The sequence below is a fragment of the Ensifer sp. PDNC004 genome, from assembly GCF_016919405.1.
Taxonomy (GTDB): domain Bacteria; phylum Pseudomonadota; class Alphaproteobacteria; order Rhizobiales; family Rhizobiaceae; genus Ensifer.
Window position 1 is genome coordinate 2602225 of record NZ_CP070353.1, and the last position, 15045, is coordinate 2617269.

The 15045-nt window shown below is 63.7% G+C and carries 17 protein-coding genes and 1 pseudogene; 14 read left to right on the top strand and 4 right to left on the bottom strand.

The genetic code is table 11. The annotated features are described in order from the left end of the window. Positions 1-5 precede the first annotated feature (5 nt). The 4 genes from JVX98_RS20875 to JVX98_RS20890 all read left to right on the top strand — a co-directional run bounded on the left by JVX98_RS20875 (position 6) and on the right by JVX98_RS20890 (position 5029). The gene (locus tag JVX98_RS20875) at positions 6-1556 is read left to right on the top strand and encodes a di-heme oxidoredictase family protein (RefSeq protein WP_371826528.1); all 1551 of its coding nucleotides are present in this window, start codon (positions 6-8) and stop codon (positions 1554-1556) included. After that, a complete protein-coding gene (locus tag JVX98_RS20880; protein WP_205237290.1) occupies positions 1556-2671 on the top strand; it encodes an imelysin family protein in 1116 nt (371 codons plus the stop codon). The genes JVX98_RS20875 and JVX98_RS20880 overlap by 1 nt, the downstream gene beginning before the upstream one ends. A 209-nt stretch (positions 2672-2880) precedes the next feature. After that, positions 2881-3870 (top strand): magnesium transporter CorA family protein, encoded by a 990-nt coding sequence (locus tag JVX98_RS20885; RefSeq protein WP_192448091.1) that lies wholly within the window; start codon positions 2881-2883, stop codon positions 3868-3870. 73 nt (positions 3871-3943) lie between these two features. Then, positions 3944-5029, top strand: a complete 1086-nt coding sequence (locus JVX98_RS20890; protein WP_205237291.1) for a DUF1513 domain-containing protein — start codon at positions 3944-3946, stop codon at positions 5027-5029. 13 nt (positions 5030-5042) lie between these two features. On the opposite strand, the gene JVX98_RS20895 is transcribed toward JVX98_RS20890, so the two are convergent. Then, positions 5043-5597: a GNAT family N-acetyltransferase gene (locus tag JVX98_RS20895; RefSeq protein ID WP_205239493.1), complete on the bottom strand. Its 555-nt coding sequence runs from the start codon at positions 5595-5597 to the stop codon at positions 5043-5045. 83 nt (positions 5598-5680) lie between these two features. Between JVX98_RS20895 and JVX98_RS20900 the strand changes: the two genes are divergently transcribed. The 4 genes from JVX98_RS20900 (at position 5681) to guaA (ending at position 8954) form a co-directional block, all read left to right on the top strand. Then, a complete protein-coding gene (locus tag JVX98_RS20900) occupies positions 5681-6133 on the top strand; it encodes a TspO/MBR family protein (protein ID WP_205237292.1) in 453 nt (150 codons plus the stop codon). Positions 6134-6209: 76 nt separating this feature from the next. After that, on the top strand, positions 6210-6662 hold the full coding sequence (locus tag JVX98_RS20905) for a PaaI family thioesterase (protein ID WP_043625842.1): 453 nt from the start codon (positions 6210-6212) through the stop codon (positions 6660-6662). Next, positions 6659-7297: a 5'-methylthioadenosine/S-adenosylhomocysteine nucleosidase gene (locus tag JVX98_RS20910; protein ID WP_205237293.1), complete on the top strand. Its 639-nt coding sequence runs from the start codon at positions 6659-6661 to the stop codon at positions 7295-7297. The genes JVX98_RS20905 and JVX98_RS20910 overlap by 4 nt, the downstream gene beginning before the upstream one ends. 94 nt (positions 7298-7391) lie before the next feature. Then, a complete protein-coding gene (guaA, locus tag JVX98_RS20915) occupies positions 7392-8954 on the top strand; it encodes a glutamine-hydrolyzing GMP synthase (protein ID WP_205237294.1) in 1563 nt (520 codons plus the stop codon). Between the two features lie 100 nt (positions 8955-9054). Here guaA and JVX98_RS20920 read toward each other — a convergent pair whose 3' ends face one another. Continuing rightward, positions 9055-9501 (bottom strand): MarR family winged helix-turn-helix transcriptional regulator, encoded by a 447-nt coding sequence (locus JVX98_RS20920; protein WP_205237295.1) that lies wholly within the window; start codon positions 9499-9501, stop codon positions 9055-9057. A 147-nt stretch (positions 9502-9648) separates the two neighbouring features. Here JVX98_RS20920 and JVX98_RS20925 point away from each other — a divergent pair, with 147 nt between their 5' ends. The 6 genes and pseudogenes from JVX98_RS20925 to JVX98_RS20950 all read left to right on the top strand — a co-directional run bounded on the left by JVX98_RS20925 (position 9649) and on the right by JVX98_RS20950 (position 13557). Next, positions 9649-10407 (top strand): alpha/beta hydrolase, encoded by a 759-nt coding sequence (locus tag JVX98_RS20925; RefSeq protein WP_205237296.1) that lies wholly within the window; start codon positions 9649-9651, stop codon positions 10405-10407. Between the two features lie 257 nt (positions 10408-10664). Further along, positions 10665-11399, top strand: a pseudogene (locus tag JVX98_RS20930) (SDR family oxidoreductase). Between the two features lie 124 nt (positions 11400-11523). Next, the gene (locus JVX98_RS20935; protein ID WP_192448326.1) at positions 11524-11853 is read left to right on the top strand and encodes a helix-turn-helix transcriptional regulator; all 330 of its coding nucleotides are present in this window, start codon (positions 11524-11526) and stop codon (positions 11851-11853) included. Further along, positions 11850-12317: an SRPBCC domain-containing protein gene (locus tag JVX98_RS20940; RefSeq protein ID WP_205237297.1), complete on the top strand. Its 468-nt coding sequence runs from the start codon at positions 11850-11852 to the stop codon at positions 12315-12317. The genes JVX98_RS20935 and JVX98_RS20940 overlap by 4 nt, the downstream gene beginning before the upstream one ends. Before the next feature lie 121 nt (positions 12318-12438). Continuing rightward, on the top strand, positions 12439-12852 hold the full coding sequence (locus JVX98_RS20945; RefSeq protein ID WP_205237298.1) for a GFA family protein: 414 nt from the start codon (positions 12439-12441) through the stop codon (positions 12850-12852). A 132-nt stretch (positions 12853-12984) separates the two neighbouring features. Then, complete coding sequence (locus JVX98_RS20950) at positions 12985-13557, top strand: 2'-5' RNA ligase family protein (protein WP_205237299.1); 573 nt, start codon at positions 12985-12987, stop codon at positions 13555-13557. Between the two features lie 123 nt (positions 13558-13680). On the opposite strand, the gene JVX98_RS20955 is transcribed toward JVX98_RS20950, so the two are convergent. Both JVX98_RS20955 and JVX98_RS20960 read right to left on the bottom strand, forming a co-directional pair. Beyond that, complete coding sequence (locus JVX98_RS20955; RefSeq protein WP_043625866.1) at positions 13681-14145, bottom strand: hypothetical protein; 465 nt, start codon at positions 14143-14145, stop codon at positions 13681-13683. A 175-nt stretch (positions 14146-14320) separates the two neighbouring features. Then, positions 14321-14947 carry a glutathione S-transferase family protein gene (locus JVX98_RS20960; RefSeq protein WP_205237300.1) on the bottom strand — a complete coding sequence of 209 codons (627 nt, stop codon included), beginning with the start codon at positions 14945-14947 and terminating at the stop codon, positions 14321-14323. Positions 14948-15045 lie beyond the last annotated feature (98 nt).

Here is a 15045-nt window from a genome sequence, read left to right on the forward strand (position 1 = left end):
CAAAGATGCGGCCCGATCCTCCTGAGATGAAACTCGGCGCTTCCCGCCTTTACGCGCTTCTTCTCGTGCAAGCGCTTTCCACGGTCCTGCCCGCCTTCGCAGGCGATGGCCTTTTGACCGAACGCTCCGATCTCGACGACAAGGACCGCCAGCGCGTGCAGGCGGTGACCCAGCCTGCGACCGATTTCTCCAAGGCGGAAACCTTCGAGGCCATGTCCGGGGGTGCCGCGACCTCGATCGCGCCCGTCAATGCCGACAGTTTTTCGCAGTTTTCGGCCAACCTCACCTTCCAGGAGGAAGAGGGCTTCAAGCTCGGCAACGCGCTCTTTCGCAAGCTTTGGGTTTCCTCCCCCTCCTCCACCCAGGCCTCCGACGGGCTCGGCCCGCTCTACAACGCCCGCGCCTGCCAGAGCTGTCACCTGAAGGACGGGCGCGGCCGTCCGCCGGAGGGCGCCGTCGATACGACCTCGATGTTCTTCCGCCTGGCGCGGCCGCCCCGCGACGACGAGGAGCGGCGGATGATTACGGCGCACGAAGTGGTGAACTTCGGCGACCCTGTCTATGGCGCCCAGCTTCAGGATAGCGCAGTGCCCGGCCTTGCCGCCGAAGGCCATCTGAAGGTCAGCTACACCGAAGAGCCCTTCACCTTTCCTGACGGCGAAGCCGCGTCTCTGCGCCGGCCCAGCTATTCCGTCGCCGACCTTGCCTACGGACCGCTCGATCCGGCAACGACGCTCTCGCCCCGCGTGGCGCAGCCGATGATCGGCCTCGGCCTGATAGAGGCGATCCATGAGGCGGATATTCTGGCGAACGCCGACCCCGACGATAGGGATGGTGACGGCATCAGCGGCCGACCGGCGCTGACGCGGGATGCCAAGACCGGCAAGCTTATGCTCGGCCGCTTCGGCTGGAAGGCGCAGAACGCCACCGTTCGGCAGCAGAGCGCCGATGCTTTCGCCACCGATATCGGCATCTCGTCTCCCGACGCCGACCGGCCGCACGGCGATTGCACCGCAGCCCAGAAAGAATGCCTGACCATGCCGACCGGCGAGCAGGCGCGCCTCGGCCCCACAGAGGCGCCCGACCCGGTGCTCAACCTCGTGACCTTCTACTCGGAGAACCTCGCCGTGCCGGCACGGCGCAAGGCGAGCTTTGCCGAAACGCTCCGCGGCAAGAAGGTCTTTTACGATCTCGGCTGCACCAGTTGCCACACGCCGAAATTCGTCACCCGCCGCGATGCGGTGGGCAAGGCGCAATCCTTCCAGCTGATCTGGCCCTATTCCGATTTCCTGCTGCACGACATGGGCGAGGGTCTTGCCGACGGACAGCAGGTGGGTGTGGCTACCGGCCGCGAGTGGCGCACGCCGCCGCTTTGGGGCATCGGCTTGACGAAGACCGTCAGTGGGCACACTTTTCTGCTACACGACGGACGCGCCCGCAATTTCACCGAAGCGATCCTGTGGCACGGCGGCGAAGGGCAGAAGGCCCGTGATGCCTTTGCCGCCCTTGCCGCAGGCGATCGCCGCGATCTCCTTGCCTTCCTGGAGTCACTCTGATGCCCCGCACGCATACGCTTACTCTCGCTTTTGCCCTGACACTGACGCCCGTTTTCCCCGCAGTGGCCCAAGAAGGAAGCGCGCTCTCGCCGCGCGTCGTCAACGAGGCGGCCGTGCCTACGGTCATGGCCAAGGCCGTCGACGACTTCATCATCCCCGGCTACCGCAACCTCACGGAAAAGACCGCTGCCGCTACAAAGGCCACGGCCAAGCTCTGCGCGGCGCCATCACAGGCAACGGTCGACGGCGCTCGCACTGCGTTTTCCGAGGTGGTCGGCGCCTGGTCGGCGATCGAGGTGGTGAGGCTTGGTCCGGCGCTTGAGCAGAATCGCTTCGAGCGGTTCCTGTTCTACCCCGACCGCAAGAGCACGGGCTTGAAGCAGGTGCAGGCGATCATCTCGAAGAGGGACGAAAGCGCTGCGGACGAAGCCAAGCTCAAGGGCAAAAGCGTTGCAGCGCAAGGCCTCGGCGCGCTCGAATACGTGCTCTACGGCACGGGCGCCGAGACGCTTCTGAACAAGGACGGCGATTTCCGCTGCCGCTACGGCCTGGCGATCACCAAGAACCTCGACACCATCGCCAACGAGTTCCTGGCCGCGTGGCAAAAGCCCGACGGCATTCAGGCGGCCTGGAAACATCCGGGGCCCGACAATCCCGAGTTCCGCGACAACCGCGAGGCGGCCACCGAACTGCTCGGCATTCTCGTCCATGGCGTCGAGACGGTAAAGGACCAACGGCTGAAGCCCTTCTACGAGGGCAAGGACGACAAGGGACATCCGAAGCTCGCGATCTACTGGCGCTCCAGCAACACCATGCCGTCGATCGCCGCGAACGTCCGGGGGCTGAAGACCCTGTTCGATGTGGCCGACATGCAGAGCCTGCTGCCGGAAGACAGCCGCTCGGTCGCGGGTTCGGCCGACTTCGTCTTCAAGTCGGTGATCAGCATGGCCGGCAATGTCGACGGGCCGATCGACGCCGCCCTTGCCGACGAAGGCAAACGCGGCAAGCTCGCCTTCCTGTCGCTCAACGTTAACGACCTGCTCAACCGCCTGAACAACGATTTCGGCGGCGCGATCGGCCTTGGCGCCGGCTTCTCCTTCGCCGATGGCGACTGAGAAATCCGGCGGCCCGACCGGGTGTTGACAAGGACGATTTTTGGGCGCAAAGCGCTTCCCGTGTCCGCTCTCGCGGGCACGTTTCACCACAAGGACCAACTCCCAATGAACCCCGACAGTCGAAGTCGAGCCTTCACGCTCACGACCGTCCGGTCCTGATTTGATCAGGGCTTCACGGCGGTCGGATGACTCGCCCTATGGAGCCCAATATGCTGCGCATCTTCAAAAGCCAGAACAGCCACCTCGTGCTTGTCGACATGCTCGATGGCATCGCGCTGCCGACCCCTGCCATCTGGTACGACCTTCTCAATCCCTCCTCCGAGGAGACGCGCCTGGTCGAGGGCCAGCTCGGCATCGAGATCCCGACCCGCGACGAGATGCAGGAGATCGAGCTTTCCGACCGGCTCTACCAGGAAGCCGGCGCGGAATTCATGACGATGACCGCAGCGGCCAAGCTCGACAGCGACTATCCGGTCAAGGTGCCGGTGACCTTCATCCTCAAGGGCACGACGCTGGTCACGGTGCGCCATGCGGACCCGAAGCCGTTCCAGACCTTTTCCCATCGCATCCAGAAGGCCAACGGCCAGATCTGCGAGAGCGGCGAACTTGTGATGCTCGGCCTCCTGGAAGCGATCATCGACCGCACGGCGGACGCGCTGGAGCGCGCCGGCAGCGAGGTCGACGCGATCTCGCGCGAAGTGTTCCGCAAGACCAATGCCAGCGCTACCAAGAAGACGCGCAACCTGCAGTCGCTGATCGAGCAGATCGGCCAGAAGGGCGATCTGTTGACGGTCATTCGCGAAAGCCTGGTCAGCATCGGCCGGCTCGTCGCCTATCACGTGGCGCTCGAAGGCATGGGGCCGCGCAAGGCCGGCAAGGAGAGCCGTCAGCGGATCAAGCTGATCCAGCGGGACGCGACCTCGCTTGGCGACCACGCGCTGTTTTTGTCGAACAAGATCAACTTCCTGCTTGACGCAACGCTCGGCCTTATCAATCTCGAGCAGAACCAGATCATCAAGATCTTCTCGGTTGCCGCCGTCGTCTTCCTGCCGCCGACGCTGGTCGCCTCGATCTACGGCATGAACTTCGGGGTAATGCCGGAACTGCAGTGGGAATTCGGCTACCCTGCGGCACTGATGCTGATGGTGATCTCGGCAATCGTGCCCTATTTCTACTTCAAGCGCCGGGGCTGGCTCTGAGCGTTTAAGGTGCCAAGACAAACGGCGGCACAGCCGCCGTTTGTGCGGAAATTCCATGACTGGGGACAATGGCATGACAGCCGCCACAGGCCTGATCGACCGACGCAGTTTCCTGAAAGTGGCGGGCGCTGCCTGGATGGCGAGCCTTGCGCCCGACCGGGCCTTCGCTCTGACCCGGGCGGATGCGGTCTTCGCCTCGGCCTTCATGGCGCCTGATGGCAGCTATGGCGTTGCGACGCTGACGGAAGCCGGCGAGATCATCGACAGCACGGCGCTGCCGGCCCGAGCCCACGGCATGGCCTATTCGCCGGCCAGCCGCCGCGCCGTCGCGTTTGCCCGCAGACCCGGCACCTATGCGATGATCCTTGCGACCGATGGCTCGGCCGAGCCGGTGGTCATTGTCGCGGCCGACGGCCGGCATTTCTACGGCCACGGCTGCTTCTCAGGAGACGGCAAGCTGCTCTATGCCACCGAGAACGACTTTGCCGCCAACCGCGGCATGGTCGGTATCTATGACGGCAGCGATAACTTTGCTCGCATCGGCGAATTCCCGACCTATGGCATCGGCCCGCACGACATGACGCTGAGCGCCAACGGGAAACTGCTGGCGATCGCCAATGGCGGCATCGAGACCCATCCGGATTTCGGCCGCACCAAGCTCAATCTCGACCACATGCAGCCGAGCCTGACGCTGGTCGATACCACGACCGGCGCGTTGGTGCAGAAGCACGGTCTGCCGGATGATCTCAGCCGTCTGTCGACCCGGCATGTCGACATCGGCCCGAAGGGCGAAATCTGGTTTGCCTGCCAATACGAAGGTGCGCGCAACGATCTGCCGCCGCTCGTCGGCTCGTTTTCCCAGGGAGAGGACCTGAAGTTCCTGTCGCTGCCCGAGCGCACGACGGAAGCGCTGGCGAACTATGTCGGTGCCATCGCCGTCAACCGGAACGAGGGACTGATCGGGCTGACGTCTCCGAAGGGCGGCGTGGCGGTGACGCTCGACGCACGAACCGGCGCGGTGCTGAAGCAAGAGCGCGTCGTCGATGCGGCGGGGGTCGCCAGCGCCGATCACGGCTTTGCCGTTTCCTCCTATGACGGTCACTTCAAGGCCAACAAGAGCCGCGTGGCCTGGGACCAGCACATCGTGCGGCTGGTTTAGCGCCAAAGCGATCTCAGGCCGAAAAGCGGCCGTCGCCCGAGAGCCTTGCCAGATCGTTCCAGCGATAGGCGGTCTGGTCGTGGTTTTCGCCACCGAGACTCACCTGTCCCTGGCCGACGGCAACGGCGCCGAGGCGCTCGTAGAAACCCCGGCTCGGGTTGCTGGAAAGCACCCAGGCAAAGAGCGACTTGCCGCCCAGTTCCCGGCAGTGGCCGGCGACGCTGCGCACGAGTGCCGAGCCGATGCCGGCCCCCTGGAACTCCTTGAGGATATAGAGCGCATAGAGTTCCCGGTCGAACCGCGGCGGCATCGAGCGCGCTTTGCCGTAATTGGCAAAGCCGATCACCCTGTTCGTGCTCATGTCAACCGCAACCAGATGGAACACATCGGCGATGCGCATGCGCCTTGCGTGACGCAGCGCCTGTTCCTCGCTGCTCATGCCGTCGAGAAAGGCATCGGAAATCAGCCCGCGGAACGTCGATCGCCAGGTTTCGACGATAACGGAGGCGATCATCATGATGTCATCCGGGCCGGCCGGGCGGATGTCGATGCGTCTGAAGCTCTTCATGGCGATGATATAGGTGACACATCGCGGCTTCAAAACGGCAAGGCCGCTGGAAAGCGTCAAAGTTTGTTCTATCTGTCGAAGCCATGAACAGACCGATCGTTTACACAATCTTCATCGCCGCCGTTCTCGGCCTCGGCCTTCTCATCGGCTACAACAACATCCCCGGCGAATGGTACCAGTCGCTGGCAAAACCCGCCTTCAATCCGCCGAACTGGGTCTTCGCGCCCGTCTGGTCGATCCTCTACGTGATGATCGGCATCGCCGGTGCCAGGATCTTTCTCGACCATCGCCGTACCGCCGCCATGCGCCTGTGGCTGGCGCAGATGATCCTCAACTTCCTCTGGTCGCCGCTGTTCTTCGGCATGCAGGATATCTCGTCGGCGTTGATCGTCATCCTTGCGCTCGTGATCGCGGTCGCCGGCTTCGTCATAGCAAGCTGGCAAAGAGACCGTCTTTCGGCCCTGCTGTTCCTCCCCTATCTCGCCTGGGTTGCGTTTGCGACCGCACTCAACAGCGCGATTTTGCTCATGAATTGAACTTGTCGGACCTTCATGAGCGTGCCACTGTCCGCCCAGCATAATGATGCCGCGCGACACAAAGGCCCGTGGACTGATGGACGACCGCGATCCCCCCGATTTCCGAAACCGTATCCGCAACAGTTTTGCGCGGCAGGCGGCGATGCGCACGATCGGTGCCGAACTGACGCTGGTCGAGCAGGGCACGGTCGAAATCGAGCTGCCCTTCGACGACAAGCTGACGCAGCAGCATGGCTTCCTGCACGCCGGCGTGATCTCCGCAGCGCTGGATTCGGCCGGCACCTATGCGGCCTATTCGGTGATCGACCCGGATGCCTCGATCCTGACGATCGAATTCAAGGTCAACCTGCTTTCGCCCGGACGTGGCGAGCGGTTCCTTTTCCGCGGCGAGGTGACCAAGCCCGGCTCGACGATCATCGTTTCCGACGGTCGCGGCTATGCGATCCGCTCCGACGGACCGGCAAAGCTGATCGCGTCGATGACCGGAACGATGATGGTGGTGCGCGGACGCGAAGGGATCGAAGGATGAGTTTTGCCGTCAAGGACGTTGCCGGACGCAAGGTGCTCTACGTCATGGCCGTGGATGCCGAATACGGTCCGCATCTGAAGCGCCGGATCAAGCCGCTGATGACCGGCGTCGGCCCCGTTGAGGCGGCCGTCGTGTTGACGCGCACGCTTGCTGAACTCGCGGCCGAGCGGGCCCTGCCCGATCTCGTCGTTTCCCTCGGTTCGGCGGGTGCGGCCAAGCTCGAACAGACGGAAGTCTACCAGGCTGTTTCCGTCGGCTACCGCGACATGGACGCCTCGCCGCTCGGCTTCGAGAAGGGGAGAACGCCGTTTCTCGACCTTCCGGCCGTGGTGCCGCTGCCGCTGCGCATCCCCGGCGTGCCCGAGGCGCGGCTTTCGACTGGCGCCAACATCGTTTCGGGCGCTGCCTATGATGGGATCGACGCCGACATGGTGGAGATGGAGACCTTCGCGGTCTTACGCGCCTGCCAGTCCTTCGGAACTCCCTTGATTGCGCTTCGCGGCATTTCCGACGGCAAGGCCGAACTGAAGCATGTCAACGACTGGACGGAGTATCTTCACGTCATCGACGAGAGGCTTGCAAGCGTGATCGACCGGTTGGAGAATGCGGTCTTGAGTGGCGCGATCCCGCTCTAAAACCCCGGAATTGTCCGGGTGCAATTGAATCGTTGCGTCGATGGCGGGCTTTCATTAAAGGCTCGCCATGATCAAGCTTGTTTGAAGGCACCCAATGACCCAGACAGCCCATCCCGACACCGTCCTCATCGTCGACTTCGGCAGCCAGGTGACGCAGCTCATCGCCCGACGCGTCCGCGAATCCGGTGTCTATTGCGAAATCGTGCCGTTCCAGTCGGCCGAAGAAGGTTTTCAGCGGCTGAAGCCGAAGGCCGTCATCCTCTCCGGTAGCCCGGCCTCCACGCTCGACATCGGCTCGCCGCGTGCGCCCTCGGTGATCTTCGATTCCGGTCTGCCGGTCTTCGGCATCTGCTATGGCCAGCAGACCATCTGCGCCCAGCTCGGCGGCAAGGTCGAGAGCGGCCATCACCGCGAATTCGGCCGCGCCTTCCTCGAAGTCGAGAAGGACTGCCCGCTGTTCGAAGGCCTCTGGTCGGTCGGCTCGCGCCACCAGGTCTGGATGTCGCACGGCGACCGCGTGACCGCGATCCCCGAGGGCTTCGAGGTCGTCGCGACCTCCGCCAACGCGCCCTTCGCCTTCATCGCCGACGAAAAGCGCAAGTACTACGCCGTGCAGTTCCATCCGGAAGTGGTGCACACGCCCGACGGCGCCAAGCTGATTTCCAACTTCGTGCACAAGATTGCCGGCATCAAGGGCGACTGGTCGATGTCGGCCTACCGCGCCAAGGCGGTCGAAGCGATCCGCAAGCAGGTTGGCGACAAGAAGGTCATCTGCGCGCTCTCGGGCGGCGTCGACAGCTCGGTTGCGGCCCTGCTGATCCATGAAGCGGTTGGCGACCAGCTCACCTGCATCCTCGTCGACCACGGCCTGATGCGCAAGGACGAGGCGAAGAACGTCGTTGCGATGTTCGAGGAGCACTACAACCTGCACCTCCTGCACGTCGACGCATCCGACCGTTTCATCGGCGAACTGGAAGGCCAGAGCGATCCCGAGACCAAGCGCAAGACCATCGGCCGCCTGTTCATCGAAGTGTTCGAAGAAGAGGCGAAGAAGCTCGGCGGCGCCGACTTCCTCGCTCAGGGCACCCTCTATCCCGACGTCATCGAAAGCGTTTCCTTCACCGGCGGCCCGTCGGTGACGATCAAGTCGCACCACAATGTCGGCGGCCTGCCCGAACGCATGAACATGCAGCTCGTCGAGCCGCTGCGCGAACTCTTCAAGGACGAAGTGCGCGTGCTCGGCCGCGAGCTCGGCCTGCCCGACAGCTTCATCGGCCGCCACCCCTTCCCGGGTCCGGGCCTCGCCATCCGTTGCCCGGGCGGCATCACCCGCGAGAAGCTTGAGATCCTGCGCGAAGCCGATGCGATCTATCTCGACGAGATCCGCAAGGCCGGCCTCTACGACGCCATCTGGCAGGCCTTCGCCGTGCTTCTGCCGGTGCAGACCGTCGGCGTCATGGGCGATGGCCGCACCTACGAGTTCGTCTGCGCACTGCGCGCCGTCACCTCGGTCGATGGCATGACGGCGGACTTCTACCACTACGACATGGAATTCCTCGGCCGCGCGGCGACGCGCATCATCAACGAGGTCCGCGGCATCAACCGCGTCGTCTACGACGTCACCTCGAAGCCGCCAGGCACGATCGAGTGGGAATAAACGCGCGGACGCATCTGCTGCGTCGGCGATAGAAACGTTAAAGGGCGTGCTTCGGCGCGCCCTTTTTGCGTCCCGGCACAGTCGCCGCCCGCATGCAGCCCTACTTCACCGCGTCGCGCATCCCATCGCGCAGTTTTCGGACCCGTTCGTTGAGGTCGATCATTTCCGGTACGGTAAAGCCGGAATTTTCCAGGAGCGCATCGGTCAGGCAACCGGTCTTCACGTGCAGGCTGCGCCCTTTCGCGGTGAGATGGACCTCGACCTGCCGCTCGTCCGTGACGCTGCGATGCCGCCCCAGGAAGCCGGCGGCTTCGAGGCGCTTCACAGCCGGCGTGATGGTGCTCGATTCCAGACCCAGCCGATCGGCAATCGCCGAAATCGTCAGCCCATCCCGTTCCCAAAGCGTGCTCAGGACGAGATACTGCGTATAGGTCACGCCGAGTGCATCGAGCATCGGCTTGTAGACGCGGTTGATGGCGATCGACGCCGAGTAGATCGAGAAACAGAGCTGGCTGTCGAGCGGCAGCGTTGTCGGGTCGTCGGACATTCCGGCCTCCTTGCGGCGTTTGCGGCCTTTCGCCGCGAAATTAGATATCGCGATAATTAATATCTTTACAAGAAAACCGAGTCGCCGTATACGATGACTATCGCGATAATAAATATCGCGAAAACAACTTACCGAAGGAGATCCGAAATGCTCAAGTCCCTGATCACCGCCGCTGCTTTCGCCCTCTCCGCAAGCGCGCTGACACCGGCCCACGCGGCCCCCGCCACCAAGAATGTCGTGCTCGTTCACGGCGCCTTTGCCGACGGCTCCGGCTGGCAGGGCGTCTACAACATCCTGAAGAAGGACGGCTACAACGTCACCATCGTCCAGAACCCGACTGTGACGCTTGCCGGCGACGTTGCGGCCACCAAGCGTGCGATCGCCGCGCAGGACGGACCGGTCGTGCTCGTCGGCCACTCCTATGGCGGCGTGGTCGTTTCGGAAGCCGGCACCGACGAGAAGGTGAAGTCGGTCGTCTACATCGCCGCCTTTGCGCCGGATAAGGGCGAGTCCGTTTCCTCGCTCATCGCCAACCCGCCGGCCGGCGCGCCCGTTCCGCCGATCCTGCCGCCGGTCGATGGCTTCCTCTCGCTCGACAAGGAAAAGTTCACTGCCGCCTTCGCGGCCGATGTCGATCCTGAGCTTGCCGCCTTCATGGCCGACTCCCAGGTACCGTGGGGCATTGAAGCGACAACCGGCGCCGTCACCGCTCCGGCGTGGAAGCAAAAGCCGAGCTTCTACCTGGTCGCGACCGACGACCACATGATCCCGCCGGCCGCCCAGCGCCAGATGGCAAAGCGGGCGGGTTCCACCGTCGTCGAGACACCCGGCAGCCACGCCATCTACGTCTCCAAGCCCGAGGCGGTGGCCGCGATCATCGAGCAGGCCGCGCAGGCGAGCGAATAAGCGGCCTCAACGGACAGCGACAGAAATGGGGGCGAAGCGCGAAGCTTCGCCCCTTCGCTTGTCTCCAGGGCCAGCCTAACGACCAATCCGCGTGGAACCCTGCTCCACCGTCGCCATCATTGGTTAGAGCTTCTGACCACGCCATCCTCGATTGGCCGCTCGATCGAACGGATCGCCTTTTCTATCCTCCGTCTCATCAACTCAGGGGCATCAGCACCCGAGCCAATCAGAAACGGACCTCTTGAAAGGCGATACCCATGGATAATGTTGAGGGAAAAGTCGTGGCCATCACCGGCGCAAGCAGCGGCATCGGCGAAGCCACCGCCAAGCGGCTGGCTGCGGCCGGCGCCAAGGTGGTGATCGGTGCACGCCGAGCCGACCGGCTGGAGCGCATCGCCGACGAAATCGCCGCTGCCGGCGGCGAAACGCGCTTTCGCGTGCTCGACGTTAACGACCGCGACGACGTTGCCGCCTTCGCCCGCTTTGCCCAAGCCGAATTCGGGCGCCTCGATGTCATCGTCAACAATGCCGGCGTGATGCCGCTGTCGCCGCTGGCAGCGCTCAAGATCGACGAGTGGGACCGCATGGTCGACGTGAACATCAAGGGCGTGCTCTAAGGCATTGCCGCTGCCCTGCCGATCATGAGTGCGCAAGGATCCGGGCAGATCATCAACATCTCCTCGATCGACGGCCATTCGGTGTCGCCGACGGCCGCCGTCTATTGCGCCACCAAGTACGCCGTCCGGGCGATCTCGGACGGCCTGAGGCAGGAGACCGACCGCATCCGCGTTACCGTCATCTCGCCCGGAACAACGACCTCCGAGCTCGCCGATACGATCAGCGACCACATCGCGCGCGAGGCGATGAAGGAATGGCGGGCCGTCTGCATCACTCCCGACGCCGTTGCATCGTCGACCTCCTACGCCGTCGGCCAGCCCAACGATGTCGACGTCAGCGAGATCATCGTGCGCCCGACGGCGAGCCCGCATTGAGGCGATCCGCTCCTGGGATCAAAGCGACAGAAGGCACGCCTGGAGCGTGCCTTTTCTTTCTGCAGCAGCATAAAAATCAATAGCATTGACTAATCAATTAGCATCCGCTATTCGTTTATTCATGATGATCGAAACCGCCCCTATCACCGCCGTCATGCGCGCCCTTGCCGATCCGACCCGGCGCGCCGTGTTCGAGCGCATCGCCAATGCCGAGGAAATCACCGTCGTCGAACTGACGCGCGGCAGCGGCGTGACGCAGGGCGCGATATCGCAGCACCTCAAATCGCTGAAGCAGGCGGGCCTCGTCGCCGAGCGTCCGGAGGGCCGCAACGTCTACTACCGCGCCGAGCCCGAGGGCCTGGCGCCGCTCGTCGACTGGATGAGCCACTACGGCAGCTTCTGGCGCGACCGCTTCGCCAATCTGCGCACCCTTCTCAAGGAGATCGATCCATGACCGACGCAGCAGCCTTGAAACTCGAGACCCAGGATATCGTCGTCGACGAGGTCTTTCCGCATACGCCTGAGACGATCTGGAGGACGCTGACCAACGGCGAATTGATGGGCCGCTGGATCATGCCGCCGGCGGGCTTCCAACCGGTGGAAGGCACCCATTTCACTTTCCAGACGACGCCGGCCGGCGCGTGGGATGGCACCATCCGTTGCCAGGTGTTGGAAGTGCGCCCGCATGAACGCTTCGTCTATTCCTGGAAAGGCGGCGACGTGGGCAATAGCGGCTATGGCTCGCGCCTCGATACGGTCGTCACCTGGACGCTGACGAAGGTCGACAACGGCACCCGCCTCCGGCTCGTTCATTCCGGCTTCGTCACGCCGAAGAACGACAGCGCCTATGCCAACATGAGCAATGGCTGGCCGAAGGTCCTGTCGCGTATTGGCACCGTTACCGACGAACAGCATTGAAGCCCGGCCGGATCGCCACGGCGATCCGGCACCGTACCCACCTCGATAGACAAAGCGTTCGATCGGCGCCCGCCTGTGCGGCCGCGCGCCGGCTTTGTCGTGCCCGCAACAGGAGGAATGCATGAGCAAGTCATATATCGGCGGCTGCGCCTGCGGCGCCATCCGCTACGAGATCTCGAGTGAACCGGTCTTTTCCAACGACTGCCAGTGCCGTGATTGCCAGCACGAAAGCGGGACCGGGCACGGATCGCATATGACGTTCCGTCGCGAGGGCGTGAAGCTCGAAGGCCAGGCCTCGCATTGGGACATGGTCGCCGACAGCGGCCATGTGAAGACGCGCGGCTTCTGCCCCACCTGCGGCTCGCCGGTCTACATGACCTTCTCGGCCATGCCGGAATTCTTCAGCGTTCGCGCGGCAAGCCTCGACGATCCGAGCCGCTACAGGCCGCAGGCGGTGACCTATGCGGTGCGCGGCCTTGCCTGGGACCGTCTCGATCCGGACCTGCAGAGATTTAGCCGGATGCCGACGGAATAGCGAAGCAGGAGTCTCAGCCAACGGGCGAAGTCTTCCCTTGCCCACCGGATGTCCTTGGCATTGTCGGCCGGCATCCCCATCTGCCTTTGAGGCCACATGTCGTGGCGCGCGCCCCGGGCGGTGGAGGATGCCGTGTCGTCGAACCAATTCGCATTCGATCTCGGTGATCCCCAGCCGGCTCCGGCAACCGAGATCCTCTACTTCGCGCTGCTTCCGGACGAGCCCGCCGCCACGCAGGCGCTGGCAATCGCCGAAAGGGATTTCGCCGACCAGGCGGCGGACGGCTTCATCTACCGGCCCGATCGCCTGCACGTCTCCGTCGACAAGCGCTGGCAGGGCCGCGGCATACCCGACTTCGCGGTCGCGGATGCGCTGCGGCAGGGTGCGTGCATCGACGTGCCGCCGGTCGAGATCCACCTCGACAGGCTGGTCAGCAACGGCAATGGCCGCGACCGCCCACGCACCCTGACGACGAGCGACGCCGCACCGGGCTTCAGCGCGCTGGTCCGGCAGATCGGGGCGCTCAAACGCCCGCTCGCGGCAATCCCTCACATGACGCTTTACCGGAACGATCGGGTCGCGCCGGAGATCCGCGTTTCAGAGCCGGTCTCCTGGGTGGAGCGCGAACTCGTGCTGATCCATGCGCGCAAGGGGACGGGCTCCGCGAAGATCCTCGCCCGCTGGCCGCTGCTGCCGGCGCGCTAAAGCGCCCGCGGTGCCATGACCTGCCTTTGGCGGCTTACGGGTTGCCGCAGCCAAAGGCAGGTCACCGCGAGACAGCATCGAGCGGCAGCGGCTCGAAATGCCGACTGCCGGGACGGCCTGAGATCAGGAATGCTTCAATTGCGTGTTGCAGATGCTGTAGTAGCCGCCACCCTTCTTGATCCAGGTGAGGCCGTTCAATGAATTGTTCGCCTTGTCGGCGTTGTACTGGTCGAGGCAGGTGTGCATGCGCGCCTTGCCGGCTGTTTCCGTAGAGTATTTCGCATCGACCTTGCTCGGGAAGACCACGCCCTTCGGCGCCTTGGCCGTCGTCGCGGCCGGTTCCGGAGCACTTTCCGTGTTGCTTGCAGTGGGCTCTTCATTGGTCATGGCGGTCGGCTTGGCGGCAGCTTCCGTGCCACACTGGGCTTTTCGGAAATCGTTCCACTTCATGCCATTGAGCGAGCCGGCAGCCTGCGCCGACTTATACTTCGCGCTGCACTCGCTCATGCTCAGTGCGTGTGCGCCGGATGAAAAAAAGAAGGGAGAAAGCGAGAGAACGGTGAGGGCTGCAATGCGGGTGATTTTCATGGAAATTCCCCTTTGCCAGAGGCACCAAACGCCCAAGAGGCTCCTGAACGCCAGCCTCACCACGAGAATCTGCCGCGTTTGTGACCGGATGATGGAAATTGCACCGGGCTGAAGGTAGCCGGGCAATCACGCCTTGGTGATGTGGCGGCCAGGCTTCGACGAGAAGCCCTGCCCCTCATGCCGGCGGGATGAAGGGCTGGCTGATCGTCTGGAACACCGGAAGCGCTTCAAGCATGTCTGCATGCGCCTGCAGGCGCGGATAGCGCGCCACCGCGACCAGATCGGGATGCACCTCCTTGAGGAAGCGCAACACGGCCGCAACGGCAATATCCGCATGGCCGATGCGCTCGCCGAACCAGTAGGCGCCCGTGCCTTCCGAGCGGCTCGTTTCGAGAACCTGAAGCGTCTCTTCGATCTGGCGACGGCAGCGGTCGACCCAGAGCGCCGAGACCGCGCCGTGCAGCCTTTTCTCGTAAAAGAGGCTGACGGCCTTGTCGCCGAGGCCGGTCGCAAGCGTGGCGACCCTCAGCGCCCGATGGCGCGCCGGTTCCGTTCGCGGGAGCAGGACCCGGTCGTCGGAAACGAGACTGTCGAGATAATCGAGGATGATATGGCTGTCGGCAAGCACCGTCCCATCGTCCAGCACCAGCGTCGGCACGCGCGTCAATGGATTGTAGACGCGAAGCTCGTCGGCGTTGCCGAAGGACGACCACGGACGGTGTTCAAACGGAATGTCGTAGAGGCTGAGCGCGATGCCCACGCGTCGCACGAAGGGGGAGTCGTATTGGCCGATGAGGATCATCTTGCGGTTTCCTGCCTTTGGTGACGGTTCAAGGAACAATAGGCCGGCCCTCCATGTCAAAGGCAAAGCGCCATCGGCGCAACCCGAAAGCGCACCTC